This is a genomic window from Pseudomonas sp. 58(2021), from assembly GCF_017491585.1.
GTDB lineage: Bacteria > Pseudomonadota > Gammaproteobacteria > Pseudomonadales > Pseudomonadaceae > Aquipseudomonas > Aquipseudomonas fluorescens_BT.
The window spans coordinates 168,586-182,247 of sequence record NZ_JAFGYZ010000001.1; the positions used below are offsets into that span (position 1 = coordinate 168,586).

The 13,662-nt window shown below is 60.7% G+C and carries 10 protein-coding genes; all 10 read left to right on the forward strand.

What is annotated here, in order from left to right; genetic code table 11:
• Positions 1-20 precede the first annotated feature (20 nt).
• Positions 21-1,724: a choline dehydrogenase gene (betA, locus tag J5M72_RS00740; RefSeq protein WP_169432243.1), complete on the forward strand. Its 1,704-nt coding sequence runs from the start codon at positions 21-23 to the stop codon at positions 1,722-1,724.
• 185 nt (positions 1,725-1,909) lie between these two features.
• The gene (locus J5M72_RS00745; protein WP_207863757.1) at positions 1,910-2,908 is read left to right on the forward strand and encodes a hypothetical protein; all 999 of its coding nucleotides are present in this window, start codon (positions 1,910-1,912) and stop codon (positions 2,906-2,908) included.
• On the forward strand, positions 2,908-3,633 hold the full coding sequence (locus tag J5M72_RS00750) for an AzlC family ABC transporter permease (RefSeq protein ID WP_108184044.1): 726 nt from the start codon (positions 2,908-2,910) through the stop codon (positions 3,631-3,633). The genes J5M72_RS00745 and J5M72_RS00750 overlap by 1 nt, the downstream gene beginning before the upstream one ends.
• Entirely contained in the window at positions 3,630-3,974 is a 345-nt protein-coding gene (locus J5M72_RS00755; RefSeq protein ID WP_108184045.1) for an AzlD domain-containing protein, read from the forward strand. The genes J5M72_RS00750 and J5M72_RS00755 overlap by 4 nt, the downstream gene beginning before the upstream one ends.
• Positions 3,975-4,193: 219 nt before the next feature.
• Positions 4,194-5,636: a TldD/PmbA family protein gene (locus J5M72_RS00760; protein WP_169432246.1), complete on the forward strand. Its 1,443-nt coding sequence runs from the start codon at positions 4,194-4,196 to the stop codon at positions 5,634-5,636.
• Positions 5,636-6,973: a TldD/PmbA family protein gene (locus J5M72_RS00765; protein WP_207863758.1), complete on the forward strand. Its 1,338-nt coding sequence runs from the start codon at positions 5,636-5,638 to the stop codon at positions 6,971-6,973. Before J5M72_RS00760 ends, J5M72_RS00765 begins: the two co-directional genes overlap by 1 nt.
• A 64-nt stretch (positions 6,974-7,037) precedes the next feature.
• Positions 7,038-8,477, forward strand: coding sequence for a multidrug transporter subunit MdtD (gene mdtD, locus J5M72_RS00770; RefSeq protein WP_207863759.1), 1,440 nt, complete (start codon positions 7,038-7,040; stop codon positions 8,475-8,477).
• Positions 8,478-8,557: 80 nt separating this feature from the next.
• On the forward strand, positions 8,558-9,943 hold the full coding sequence (dbpA, locus tag J5M72_RS00775) for an ATP-dependent RNA helicase DbpA (RefSeq protein ID WP_085688634.1): 1,386 nt from the start codon (positions 8,558-8,560) through the stop codon (positions 9,941-9,943).
• Positions 9,944-10,089: 146 nt separating this feature from the next.
• A complete protein-coding gene (locus tag J5M72_RS00780) occupies positions 10,090-11,268 on the forward strand; it encodes an NAD(P)/FAD-dependent oxidoreductase (protein ID WP_169432249.1) in 1,179 nt (392 codons plus the stop codon).
• 154 nt (positions 11,269-11,422) lie between these two features.
• Positions 11,423-13,606, forward strand: a complete 2,184-nt coding sequence (gene yccS, locus J5M72_RS00785; RefSeq protein ID WP_207863760.1) for a YccS family putative transporter — start codon at positions 11,423-11,425, stop codon at positions 13,604-13,606.
• The last annotated feature ends 56 nt before the right edge of the window (positions 13,607-13,662 follow it).

A 13,662-nucleotide genomic window follows, 5' to 3' on the forward strand; every position in this document is an offset into this window, starting at 1 on the left:
ATCTAAAGAGGGTGCATTCAATGTCCCAGGAATTCGATTACATCATTGTGGGTGCCGGTTCTGCCGGTAACACCCTGGCGACCCGTCTGACTGAAGACGAAGGCGTCACCGTCCTGCTGCTCGAAGCGGGCGGCCCGGACTACCGTTTTGACTTCCGCACGCAGATGCCGGCCGCACTGGCCTTCCCGCTGCAAGGTCGTCGCTACAACTGGGCGTACGAAACCGATCCGGAGCCACACATGGACGGCCGTCGCATGGAGTGCGGTCGCGGCAAGGGCCTCGGCGGCTCCTCGCTGATCAACGGCATGTGCTACATCCGCGGCAACGCGATGGACTACGACGGCTGGGCAAAACTGCCAGGCCTGGAAGACTGGACTTACCTCGACTGCCTGCCGTATTTCCGTAAAGCGGAAACGCGCGACATCGGCCCGAACGACTACCACGGTGGCGACGGCCCGGTCAGCGTGACCACGCCGAAGGCAGGCAACAACCCGCTGTTCCACGCCATGGTTGAAGCCGGCGTACAGGCCGGTTACCCGCGCACCGAAGACTTGAACGGCTACCAGCAGGAAGGCTTCGGCCCGATGGACCGCACCGTGACGCCGAAAGGTCGTCGTGCTTCCACCGCCCGTGGTTACCTGGACGTGGCCAAGAAGCGTTCGACCCTGACCATCGTCACTCACGCCCTGACTGACAAGGTTCTGTTCGAAGGCAAACGTGCCATTGGCGTACGTTATCTGGTCGGTGCTGCCGAAGAGCGCGTTGAAGCCCGCGCCCGCAAAGAAGTCATCGTCTGCTCCGGCGCGATCGCTTCGCCGCAACTGCTGCAACGCTCCGGCGTCGGCCCGGCGAAACTGCTGGAAAGCCTCGACATCCCGGTCGTTCACGATCTGCCGGGCGTTGGCGAAAACCTGCAGGATCACCTTGAGCTGTACCTGCAATATGCCTGCACCCAACCGGTCTCGCTCTACCCGTCGCTGCTCTGGTACAACCAGCCGGCCATCGGTGCCGAGTGGCTGTTCAACGGCACCGGTATCGGCGCCAGCAACCAGTTCGAAGCCGGCGGTTTCATCCGTACCCGTCCGGAATTCGAGTGGCCGAACATCCAGTATCACTTCCTGCCAGTGGCGATTAACTACAACGGCAGCAACGGTGTGAAAGAGCACGGCTTCCAGGCGCACATGGGTTCCATGCGCTCGCCGAGCCGCGGTCGCATCCAGGTCAAATCCAAGGATCCGCGCCAGCACCCGAGCATTCTGTTCAACTACATGGCCACCGAGCAGGACTGGCAGGAGTTCCGCGACGGCATCCGCCTGACCCGTGAGATCATGCAACAGCCTGCACTGGACGCCTTCCGTGGCCGTGAAATCAGCCCGGGCATCGAAGTGCAAACCGATGAGCAGCTGGACAAGTTCATCCGCGAGCACGCCGAAACCGCGTTTCACCCGTCCTGCTCGTGCAAGATGGGCACCGACGAGATGGCGGTCGTGGACGGTCAGGGCCGCGTGCATGGCATGCAGGGTCTGCGCGTGGTCGATGCCTCGATCATGCCGATCATCACCACCGGCAACCTCAACGCCCCGACGATCATGATGGCCGAGAAAATCGCCGACAAGATCCGTGGCCGCCAGCCACTGCCGCGCAGCAACGCGCCGTACTATGTCGCTGGCGATGCGCCGGTGAAAGGCAAGGCGCTGCGTGATGTAACGCCTGCCGCTCACTGACAACCAACTGGCGCCGCCACAAAAAACCGCCACCTCTTTCAGAGGCTGGCGGTTTTTTTATTTAACCCTCCCTACTATTTAAAAGTGCAACTTCGACCGAACAAAACTCGCAATACTTACCAACTTTACCTCTCGATCAAACACACTAGAATGCGCGCCTCCAAAGTACGAACCAAGGAAGAACAATGCCATTCAACTACGCAAATGAGAATATGTCCGCCAGCTTCTTTCGGCATGCATTATCTAAAGAAAAAACCATCACGTTGGACTTCGGCTATTTAAGCGGCGTTATCGAGTCGTGGTGGCAAAAGAACAAGAATCAAAACCTGCACACCCTAAAAATACAACTTACAAATTTATTCATTAATTATCTCCACCCAGAAGACACCCTCTACTTTGACCAGGTCGGCACCCACAAAGGCATTGCCGCGGTGTGTATCAGAAATATTTTCAGCATTGACTGCCCTGCATTGGCCCTCACCGTCCATGAGGCGCTGGCCGACCTGTTCCACTTGACTGATATCAAGTACGAATACGAAGACCATAAAGCGTTGTACATGAAACCCTCCGCTGAAAAGTATCGGGAATGGGGTAATGGTTACGGTGACATCACTCCGCATTCAGATGACTTGTATGAAAGCCTGGACGTTGACTATCTTGCACTCACGGTGTGTCGGGACACGACTCGCACGCCGACCGCCTATTACTTTCCAGCCGACTTGCTGTTATCACTTGATGATGAAGAAATTCAAACCTTACTTGGCATGCAGGCGATTTTCATTTCAGGTAAAAACGTCAGCGGCTCGAAAGAGCGCGTTCGAAATGTCGTTGAATACAGTGAACTGTATGGCTACCGGTTTTCACTTGATTTCCGTATCGACATTCACAGCGGCGAGCGAATGCGTGCACTCAACGGCGGTCAAGAGGTGTTGGACAAGATCCGCGCAGGGCTACCCAATGCCAAGTGCAATGTCTCCACAGCGCAGACCGGCACGTTCCTGATCGTTGCCAATAACAAGATATTGCATGCTCGCCCCACTCTGAATATCAGCGCCGATGAGGTTCGCTCGCAAGCCGCAACTTCGACGTTGACCACTACGCCACGCTTGTTGTTTCGCAGCAAAGGGCCTCGCAAGCAGTATTACTCGCTGGACGAAAAGCACGCAGTCCGAGGAGCGGCTTGATGAAGGGCTGCCAGTCGTCATCCGACTCGACCTTCGCGCAGACACTAAAGGCGGGAGGTCGCGACGCTATCACCTTCGGCATCGCGTTCATTTTTCTGTATTTATCAATCGGAATGGTGGGCGCTGCTCAAGCGCTGACATTGAGTCAGACGATGGCAACGACCCTGTTGATTTTTTCGACACCGTTACAGTTTCTACTCATACAAAACTACAACGACGGATGGTTACTGCTCCCGATCATTCTGGCACTCAACGCCCGATTCGTTTTGCTTTCAGCGACGTTGGCACCGTACCTCAAGCAGACGTCGACGCGTAAGACTCTCGCGTCATTGATACTGCTGACACCCTCGATCTTCACGGCCTGCATAACGCGCTTCAAGCACAAGACGAGTTTCCCGTTCGCGTATTTTGTTGGCGTAGGCGCACCCATCTTCGCCTTGTCGATCATCTGCACGTACGTCGGCTTTATCGCCGGCGCAGATTTTGCGTCACCGACCGTTGCAGCCGCCATGACGATGCTCTTGCCACTTCAGTTCACTGCGCTGGCCGGCAAACACTGGCCGCACTACATGGAGGTCTCCAGCTACTGGCTGGGCTTCATCGGTGCCCCTTTGCTGGTGTTGCTTTTCAAGGACTACAGCTTGCTGATTACGCCCTTTGTGATCGGCGGCATGCTCGTAATGATTGAAAATATCCGTATTCGCCAAGGAACGGCTTCGCAATGACTCTCTGGATGCTGATCGGCTTTGCCGCAATCACGGCTTTTGCATTTCGTGCATTACCGTTTGCTTTCAAAAACACCACGGCGCTGGCGCGCACCGACGGTTCTTTTTACCGCTTCGTCAGCTACAGCGCCCAGGCGATGTTGGGAGTGATCATTTATGACACGGCATTTGCCAGGCTCGACGGTCCGAGCCTGGTGCAACAGTTTCAGATTCTGGACGCACTGAAACTGCTGCTCTTGGTCGGAACATTTGCCGTAGTGGCCAGAACCCGAAAAATTCTGCCGGGTTTCTTTGCCAGCCTGCTGATTTACGTACTTGCATTCGCCTATTTGAATAACTGAAGTTTTACCGCAGAACCGGCCAGGGGCCCTTGGACACACTTGCTCAAGCACGCCCCTTTTGCCTGACGGGATGACTGCCACTCACAGAATAGTTTTCCCTCCCGGGCGCCACCCTTGATACTCCCCCCCGCGCAGGCCTACTCTAGTCCTCGTCTGATTGCTTCATCCCCTCCCGCCGAATCCGCTGCGCCGCTACTCCCATAACAAGGAGGTTCCCTGATGTTCGATTTCCACCCCCAGCTCAAGCAGCGCTTCGCTGCCTTGCGCACGGGCGCCGAGTTTTTTTCCTTGCGGTATGTACGCGAGTCCGGCCAGTACCTGTCGGTGCGCAAGAATGTCGCCGAACCGCCGAGCCTGAGCCGCGACGAGGGCGCGATGCTCACCGTCCGCGTCAATGGCGTCGAAGCCTACGCCGCGACCAATGACCTGTCGCAACAAGGCCTGCAAGCCGCCCTCGAGCGCGCCGAACAGCAGGCCCGACGGATCAAGCCCCACGCCCTGCTCGACCTGAGCCGGCAGCCGGTCTCCAGCGACCGCGCCGACTACTTTTCACCCAATCTCGAACAACCCTTCCCGTCCCTGAGCGAATGCTTCGAGCTGCTCGGCGCGGAATCCGCCTCGGTGCCAAGGGATGAGCGCCTGGTGAATTGGGAAGTGAGCATCGGCATTACCCACGTCGAACAGATCTACCTGAGCAGCGCCGGGGCCCAATTGCGCCAGGCCCAGCGCTTCGTCTACCCGAGCCTGGACGTCACCGCCTACGACGGCAGCGACAGCCAGACCCGCAGCCTCGGCCGCGAGAACTTCGGCCAGCAAGGCGGCGCCGACGTGATCAGCCGCTGCGGCCTGATCGGCGCCGGCCCGCAAATCGCCGATCAGGCACTGCAATTGCTGCTCGCGCCCAATACGCCGCAAGGTCCGCGCGATCTGCTGCTGATGCCCGACCAGATGATGCTGCAGATCCACGAATCCATCGGCCACCCGCTGGAGCTCGACCGTATCCTCGGTGACGAGCGCAATTACGCCGGCACCAGTTTCGTCAAAGCCTCGGATTTCGGAAGCCTGCAATACGGCTCGAAACTGCTCAACGTGACCTTCGATCCGGACATTCCCGAAGAACTGGCGAGTTACGGCCACGATGACGACGGCACAGCGGCGAGCAAGCAATTCCTGATTCGCGAAGGTCTGCTGGTCCGTCCGTTGGGCGGTGCGCTGTCGCAGTTCCGCGCGGGCCTGGACGGCGTTGCGAACAGCCGCGCCTGCGGCTGGAACCGACCACCGATCGACCGCATGGCCAACCTCAACATCGAGCCGGGAGACCAGTCGCTGGAGCAACTGATCGGCGGCATCGAAAACGGCATCCTGATGAGCACCAACCGTTCGTGGTCGATCGACGACGCGCGGAATAAATTCCAGTTCGGCTGCGAGTGGGGCCAACTGATTGAAAACGGCGAACTCAAGGGCGTGGTCAAAAACCCCAACTACCGGGGCATTTCCGCGCACTTCTGGAAGAGCCTGCGCGCGGTCGGCAACGCCGGTACCACCAGGGTGCTGGGCACCCCGAACTGCGGCAAGGGCGAACCGAACCAGGTGATCCGCGTCGGCCACGCTTCACCGGCCTGCGTGTTCAGCAATGTTGATGTGTTTGGGGGAGACGCCTGATGAGTATTTCCAAGAGCCAGGTCGAGGCCTTCAAGGTTCTGGTCAACTGGCTGCGCGATGCCGTGCGCGAGCCGGAACAGTTCACCCTGAGTTACGACGCCGAATCGTCGGCCTTCGTACGCTTCAACCACGCCAAGGTGCGTCAGGCCGGGCAAGTGCAACAAGCCGGTATCGGTCTGAAACTGATTGACGACGGGCGACATGCCGACTTGCACATCACCCTGTCCGGCGAGCAATCGACCGACCTGCAACGTCTCGCCGAAGGCCTGCAACAACTGCGCGAAACCCTGCCGCTGCTGCCGCAGGATCCGTATCTGCTGCTCAACCACAACGGCTGGCAGAGCCAGAACGTGCAGGAACATCCGCTGCCGGACACCGAGCAGGTTGTCGCTGAAATCGCTCAGGCTGCCGAAGGTCTGGATCTGGTCGGTTTCTATGCCGCAGGTCCGATCAGTCGTGGCTTCGCCAGTTCTTCAGGGGCGTTCGGCTGGCATCAGGCCAACAGTTTCAATTTCGACTTCAGCCTGTTCCACGAGAACGGCGAAGCGGTAAAAGCCAGCTACGCCGGGCACGAGTGGAGCAGCGAAGGTTTCGCCAGACGTTTCCAGCAGGCCCGCGAGCAGCTCGAATTGCTCGGTCGACCGTTGCGCACCTTGCCACCGGGCCAATACCGAGCCTATCTGGCGCCGGCAGCGCTGGAAGAAATCATGGGCATGTTGTGCTGGGGCGGATTCTCCGCCCAGTCGATTGCCAGCAAGAGCAGCCCGTTGCAGAAACTGTATGCCGGCGATCAAGCGTTCAGTCCGCTGGTGTCCCTCGACGAAAAAATCAGCGGCTCGCTGAGCCCGGCGTTCTCCGGTGAAGGTTACCCGCGCAGTGACCTGCGGTTGATCATCGAAGGCAAGGCCGGCGAGCAACTGGTGGGTTCGCGCAGTGCTGCCGAATACGGTTTGGCGGCCAACGGTGCCGGTGGCGGCGAATCGCCGAGCGCACTGAACATGGGCGCCGGTGATCTGCCGCAGGCCGAAATCCTCAAACAATTGGGCACCGGCTTGTACATCAGCAACCTGTGGTACCTGAACTTCTCCGATCAACCGGCGGCGCGACTGACCGGCATGACCCGGTTTGCCACGTTCTGGGTCGAGAATGGCGAGATTCAGGCGCCGGTCAGCACCATGCGTTTCGACGACAGCGCCTACAGTCTGCTGGGTTCGCAGCTGGAAGCGTTGACCGCCGAGCGTGAGTTGTTGCTGTCGGCGAGCACCTACAGCCAGCGCAATACCTCCTCGGCGCTGTTGCCGGGGGCGCTGGTGAGCCGTTTGACCCTGACCCTCTGATACAAATCGTTCCCGCGCCTTGCGCGGGAACGATCACTCACTGCCCCACACCACAAGAGGTTCCATGCCCAACCGCCCGCCTCTCGACGCCATCACCGCCCGCTGGTTGCCATGGGTCGTCGCCATCGCTTTCTTCATGCAGTCCCTCGACGGGACCATCCTCAACACTGCCCTGCCAGCCATGGCTCGGGATCTGGCCGAAGACCCACTGCGAATGCAGGGTGTGGTCATCGCCTACATGCTCACCGTGGCTTTGTTGATTCCGGCATCGGGCTGGATCGCCGACCGCTTCGGCACCAAGAAGATCTTCTTCGGCGCGATCCTGCTGTTCAGCATCGGCTCGCTGCTCTGCGCCCTGTCGAGCAGCCTGACCATGCTGGTCGGCGCCCGGGTCATCCAGGGCCTCGGTGGTGCGCTGATGCTGCCGGTCGGACGCCTGGTGGTGCTGCGCGCCTACCCGCGTTCCGAACTCGTACGAATCATGGGCTTCATCACCATTCCCGGCCTGCTCGGTCCGCTGATCGGCCCGACCATGGGCGGCTGGATGGTGCAGTACCTGACATGGCACTGGATTTTTCTGATCAACCTGCCGGTCGGCGTCATCGGCTGCTATGCGGTGTGGAAGTTCATTCCCGACCTGCGCGGAAGCGAGCGCACACGCTTCGATAGCCTCGGTTTCCTGCTGTTCGGCGCGGCGATGATTCTGATCACCATCGCCATGGAAGGGCTTGGCGAATTGCACCTGCCGCAATTGCGCGTGATGTTGCTGCTGTTCGGTGGCATGGCGTGTCTGGCGGCGTACTGGTTGCGTGCCGGACGTATCGAGAATCCGCTGTTCGCACCTTCGCTGTTCAAGACACGGACGTTTGCGGTCGGAATCATCGGCAACCTGTTCGCCCGCCTGGGCAGCGGCGCGTTGCCGTTTCTGGTGCCGCTGCTGCTGCAGGTGGCGCTGGGCTATTCACCGTCGCAGGCCGGGATGAGCATGCTGCCGCTGGCGGCGGCCGCGATGTTTGCCAAGTGGATGGCGCGACCGCTGATCGAACGCCTCGGTTATCGCATCGTACTCACCGGCAACACGCTGGCGTTGGGGATCATGCTGGCGAGCATGGGCCTGGTCAGCGAGCAGACACCGTATTGGCTGTTGTTGTGCCTGCTGGCGATTCTCGGCGCGATCAACTCGCTGCAATTCACCGCGATGAACACCGTGACCCTGATCGATCTCGACGATGCCAGCGCCAGCAGCGGCAACAGTCTGCTGTCGGTGGTCGCACAGCTGTCGCTGAGTCTCGGGGTGGCCTGCGCCGGTGCCTTGCTCGGCGGCTTCACGGCGGAAATCGGTCATGATGGCGTGGAAACCGTGCTGGGCGCATTCCAGCTGACATTCGTGACGGTGGGTGTCATGGCCATGCTGGCCGCGACGATCTTCTCGCAACTCTCGAAAGAGGACGGCCGGCGCGTCAAACGTCGCGATGAACATCCGGACGAACACATCGAACATTAATCGCTGTTCGTCCAGAACTTTCGAGGAAAGTGGCACGGGGCTGCTACACTGCGCGACATTTTGTTTTGCAGGCCAGTCCCGTGACCACCATCGCCACCGCTTTTAATACTTTGCCGCTGTCCGCCGCCATGCTGGCTAACCTCGACTCCCTCGGTTATGCCCAGATGACGCCGATTCAGGCGCAGAGCTTGCCGGTGATCCTCAAGGGGATGGACCTGATCGCCCAGGCCAAGACCGGCAGCGGCAAGACTGCCGCGTTCGGCATCGGCCTGCTGAACCCGATCAATCCGCGCTACTTCGGTTGCCAGGCGCTGGTCATCTGCCCGACCCGCGAGCTGGCCGACCAGGTCGCCAAGGAAATCCGTCGCCTGGCCCGCGCCGAAGACAACATCAAGGTCCTGACCCTGTGCGGTGGCGTGTCGTTCGGCCCGCAGATCGCCTCGCTGGAGCACGGCGCGCACATCATCGTCGGCACCCCGGGGCGTATCCAGCAGCACCTGCGCAAGGGTTCGCTGGTCCTCGACGGCCTGAACACGCTGATCCTCGACGAAGCCGACCGCATGCTCGACATGGGTTTCTACGACGCCATCGAAGACATCATCGAGCAGACCCCGGCCCGTCGTCAGACCCTGCTGTTCTCGGCGACCTACCCGGTGGGCATCAAGCAACTGGCGTCGAAGTTCATGCGCGATCCGCAAACGGTGAAAGCCGAAGCGTTCCACGACGACACCCAGATCGAACAGCGCTTCTACGAAATTTCCCCGGAAGAGCGCATGAGTGCGGTGACCAAGGTCCTGCACCACTTCCGCCCGGCCTCCACCGTGGCCTTCTGCTTCACCAAGCAGCAAGTGCAGGAAACCGTCGATCACCTGACCTCCAAGGGCATTTCCGCCGTCGGCCTGCACGGCGATCTTGAACAGCGTGACCGCGACCAGGTACTGGCGATGTTCGCCAACCGCAGCACTTCGGTACTGGTTGCCACTGACGTTGCCGCACGCGGCCTGGACATCGACTCGCTGGACATGGTGATCAACGTCGAACTGGCCCGCGACTCGGAAATCCACATTCACCGCGTCGGCCGTACCGGTCGTGCCGGCGAGAAAGGCATCGCGGTCAGCCTGGTGGCGCCGTCCGAAGCGCACCGCGCCCAGGCCATCGAACAACTGCAGAAAACCCCGCTGAACTGGGATCAGGTGGACAACCTCAAGTCCCAGGGCGGTGCCCCGCTGCAACCGCCGATGAGCACGCTGTGCATCGCTGGCGGGCGCAAGGACAAGGTGCGTCCGGGCGACATTCTCGGCGCACTGACAGGCGAAGCCGGCATTCCGGGCGCCCAGGTCGGCAAGATCGCGATCTTCGACTTCCAGTCCTATGTGGCCGTTGAACGCACCGTGGTCATGCAGGCGCTGCAGCGTTTGAACAACGGCAAGATCAAGGGTCGCTCGCTGCGCGTTCGGGTCTTGTAAGAACAACGCACGCCCCTGTGGGAGCGAGCCTGCTCGCGATTGCAATCTGTCAGTTGATATCTTTGTGACTGACACACCGCCATCGCGAGCAGGCTCGCTCCCACATTGGTTTCCGGTGAATTTGAATTTTGTGTGAGGACACCGTTTTGCGCTCTACCGAAGTCGTGATCATTGGCGCTGGCGCCGCAGGGTTGATGTGTGCACTGACCGCCGCCGGGCGCGGGCGTCAGGTGATGCTGCTCGACCACGCGAACAAGGCCGGCAAGAAAATCCTGATGTCCGGCGGTGGGCGCTGCAACTTCACCAACCTGTACACCGAGCCGAGCAATTTCCTCTCGCAGAATCCGCACTTCTGCAAATCCGCACTGGCCCGCTACACCCAGTGGGATTTCATCGGCATGGTCGCCAAACACGGCGTGCCGTATCACGAGAAAAAACTCGGCCAGTTGTTCTGCGATAACAAATCCAGCGACATCCTCGGCATGCTGCTGGACGAGTGCGATCAGGTCGGCGTCAACCTGCACCTGGACACTTCGATCCAGACCATCGAAAAGGTCGAGGGCGGTTACCTGCTCGACACCACCCTCGGCCAGATCCAGTGCCAGTCGCTAGTGATCGCCACCGGCGGTCTGTCGATCCCGACGCTGGGCGCGACCGGTTTCGGTTACCAGGTCGCCAAGCAATTCGGCCACGACCTGCTGCCGACCCGCGCCGGCCTGGTGCCGTTCACCATCACCGATCAGCTCAAGGATTTATGCACCGAACTGTCGGGTACATCGGTGGACTGTCTGGTGAGCTGCAACGATCAGAGCTTTCGCGAGAACATCCTGTTCACTCACCGCGGTCTCAGCGGCCCGGCGATTCTGCAGATTTCCTCGTTCTGGGAGCCGGGCGACACGGTCGAAATCAACCTGCTGCCCGATCACGACGCCGCGAGCTGGCTGCAACAGCAAACTGCCGAGCGTCCGAACAGCGAACTGAAAACCCTGCTCGGCGAAATCTTCACCAAGAAGATGGCCAACCTGCTGGCGGACAACTGGTTCGTCTCCAAACCGATGAAGCAGTACACCCACGCCGAACTGGCAGACATCGCCGAGAAGCTCGGCAGCTGGAAAGTCGTGCCGGCCGGCACCGAAGGCTACCGCACCGCCGAAGTCACCCTTGGTGGCGTCGACACCCGCGAAGTGTCGTCCAAGACCATGGAGTCGCTGAAAAGCCCGGGCCTCTACTTCGTCGGCGAAGTGCTCGACGTCACCGGGCATCTGGGCGGTTTCAACTTCCAGTGGGCCTGGGCCTCGGGTTACGCAGCCGCGCAATACGTCTGACGAATATCAAACTGTGGGACCGAGCCTGCTCCCACATTTGTTATCGGTGAAGCTGTAGGGAACACTTTTTGCTGCCAGATGTGATCGGCGCCATTGCGTCGGCGTCATTACTGGCTCAATTTAGCGGCATCGCCTCGGAAGGCCTTCGCACTTCATGTCCTCGACCTCGTTTCGTCAGTCTTTGCGGCGCCTGTGGGCGCTGGATAAATTCAGCTACAGCGTGCGGGTGTTCATCGCCCTGACCGGCAGCATGGCGCTGTGTTGGTATCAGGATGAAATGGGGCTGCTGATTCCGCTGTTCCTCGGGATCATCGCCAGCGCCCTGGCCGAGACCGACGACAGTTGGCAGGGCCGCCTCAACGCACTGGCGGTGACGCTGGTGTGTTTCAGTGTTGCAGCGCTGTCGGTGGAATTGCTGTTCCCCTACCCCATCGTTTTCGTCATCGCCCTGGCACTGGCCAGTTTCGGGCTGACCATGCTCGGTGCGCTTGGCGAGCGTTATGGCGCGATTGCCTCGGCAACCCTGATTCTCTCCGTCTACACCATGATCGGCGTGGACCAGCGCGGTGGCGCGGTCACGGATTTCTGGCACGAACCGATGCTGCTGGTGGCCGGCGCCGCGTGGTACGGCTTGCTGTCAGTGTTGTGGCAGGCGATGTTTTCCAATCAACCGGTGCAGCAGAGCCTGGCGCGGCTGTTCCGTGAGCTGGGTTATTACCTGAAGCTCAAAGCCTCGCTGTTCGAGCCGATCCGTCAGCTGGACGTCGAAGCGCGTCGACTGGAACTGGCCCAACAAAACGGCCGCGTCGTGGCGGCACTGAACAGCGCCAAGGAAATCATTCTCCATCGGGTCGGCAACGGGCGCCCCGGCTCGAAAGTCAGCCGCTACCTGAAGCTGTACTTCCTGGCGCAAGACATCCACGAACGCGCCAGTTCTTCGCACTACCCTTACAACGCCCTGGCCGATGCGTTTTTCCACAGCGACGTGCTGTTCCGCTGCCAACGCCTGCTGCGCCAGCAAGGCAAGGCCTGCCGGGCGCTGGCCGAATCGATCCAGATGCGCCAGCCGTTCATCTACGACGCGAGTTTCGCCGAGGCCCTGAGCGACCTGCACGCCTCCCTCGAACACCTGCGCATCCAGAGCAACCCGGCCTGGCGCGGGTTGCTGCGTTCGCTGCGGGCGCTGGCGGCCAACCTCGGCACCCTCGACCGTTTGCTCAGCGATGCCAGCAACCCCGACGCATTGGCCGATGCCACCGACAGCAGCCTGCTCGACCGCTCGCCACGCAACTTCAAGGATGTCCTGACTCGTCTGCGCACCCAGCTGACGCCAACGTCATTGCTGTTTCGCCATGCCCTGCGCCTGCCGCTGGCGCTGAGCATCGGTTACGGCATGGTGCATCTGATTCACCCGTCGCAGGGTTACTGGATCATCCTCACCACGCTGTTCGTCTGCCAGCCGAACTACGGCGCCACCCGGCGCAAACTCGGCCAGCGGATTCTCGGCACCGCCATCGGCCTGACCATCGCCTGGGCGTTGTTCGATCTGTTCCCGAGCCCGCTGGTGCAGTCGTGCTTCGCCATCGCCGCCGGCGTGGTGTTCTTTACCAACCGCACCACCCGCTACACCGTAGCGACCGCCGCGATCACAATCATGGTGCTGTTCTGCTTCAACCAGGTCGGCGACGGCTACGGGCTGTTCGTGCCGCGCCTGTTCGATACCCTGCTCGGCAGCCTGATCGCAGGCCTGACGGTGATCCTGTTCCTGCCGGACTGGCAGGGTCGGCGCCTGAACAAAGTGCTGGCCAACACCCTGACCTGCAACAGCATCTACCTGCGCCAGATCATGCAGCAATACGCTGCCGGCAAGAGCGACGACCTCGCCTATCGCCTCGCCCGACGCAACGCGCACAACGCCGACGCGGCACTGTCGACCACGCTGGCGAACATGCTGATGGAGCCGGGGCATTTCCGAAAGGAAGCCGACGTCGGCTTCCGCTTCCTGGTGCTGTCGCACACGCTGCTCAGTTATCTGTCGGGCCTTGGCGCGCACCGGGAAACCCAGTTGCCGGCCGACGTGCGTGAGCACCTGATCGATGGGGCCGGGGTGAAACTGGCCAGCAGCATTGACGAGATCGCCCAGGGTCTGGCGAGCAAACAGCCGATTGCGATCCAGAGCGATGAGGAAGAAGCGCTGGCCAACGAGCTTGAGCAGATGCCGGACGAAATCGATGAAGGCCAGCGACTGGTGCAGACACAGCTGGCGCTGATCTGCCGTCAGCTCGGCCCGCTGCGCACGCTGGCGGCGCATCTGATCAAGGACACCGCCGAGGATTGAGGTGGCCGGACAGGCCTCTTCGTCGGAACGCCACCCGGAGCAAGCCCGCGAAGAGG

Excerpts from the sequence above, each read along its gene's own strand:
- betA (WP_169432243.1), top strand. The coding sequence starts at position 21 with ATGTCCCAGGAATTCGATTACATCATTGTGGGTGCCGGTTCTGCCGGT.
- J5M72_RS00760 (WP_169432246.1), top strand. The coding sequence starts at position 4,194 with ATGTTCGATTTCCACCCCCAGCTCAAGCAGCGCTTCGCTGCCTTGCGC.
- J5M72_RS00755 (WP_108184045.1), top strand. The coding sequence starts at position 3,630 with ATGACTCTCTGGATGCTGATCGGCTTTGCCGCAATCACGGCTTTTGCA.
- J5M72_RS00745 (WP_207863757.1), top strand. The coding sequence starts at position 1,910 with ATGCCATTCAACTACGCAAATGAGAATATGTCCGCCAGCTTCTTTCGG.
- J5M72_RS00765 (WP_207863758.1), top strand. The coding sequence starts at position 5,636 with ATGAGTATTTCCAAGAGCCAGGTCGAGGCCTTCAAGGTTCTGGTCAAC.
- mdtD (WP_207863759.1), top strand. The coding sequence starts at position 7,038 with ATGCCCAACCGCCCGCCTCTCGACGCCATCACCGCCCGCTGGTTGCCA.
- J5M72_RS00750 (WP_108184044.1), top strand. The coding sequence starts at position 2,908 with ATGAAGGGCTGCCAGTCGTCATCCGACTCGACCTTCGCGCAGACACTA.
- yccS (WP_207863760.1), top strand. The coding sequence starts at position 11,423 with ATGTCCTCGACCTCGTTTCGTCAGTCTTTGCGGCGCCTGTGGGCGCTG.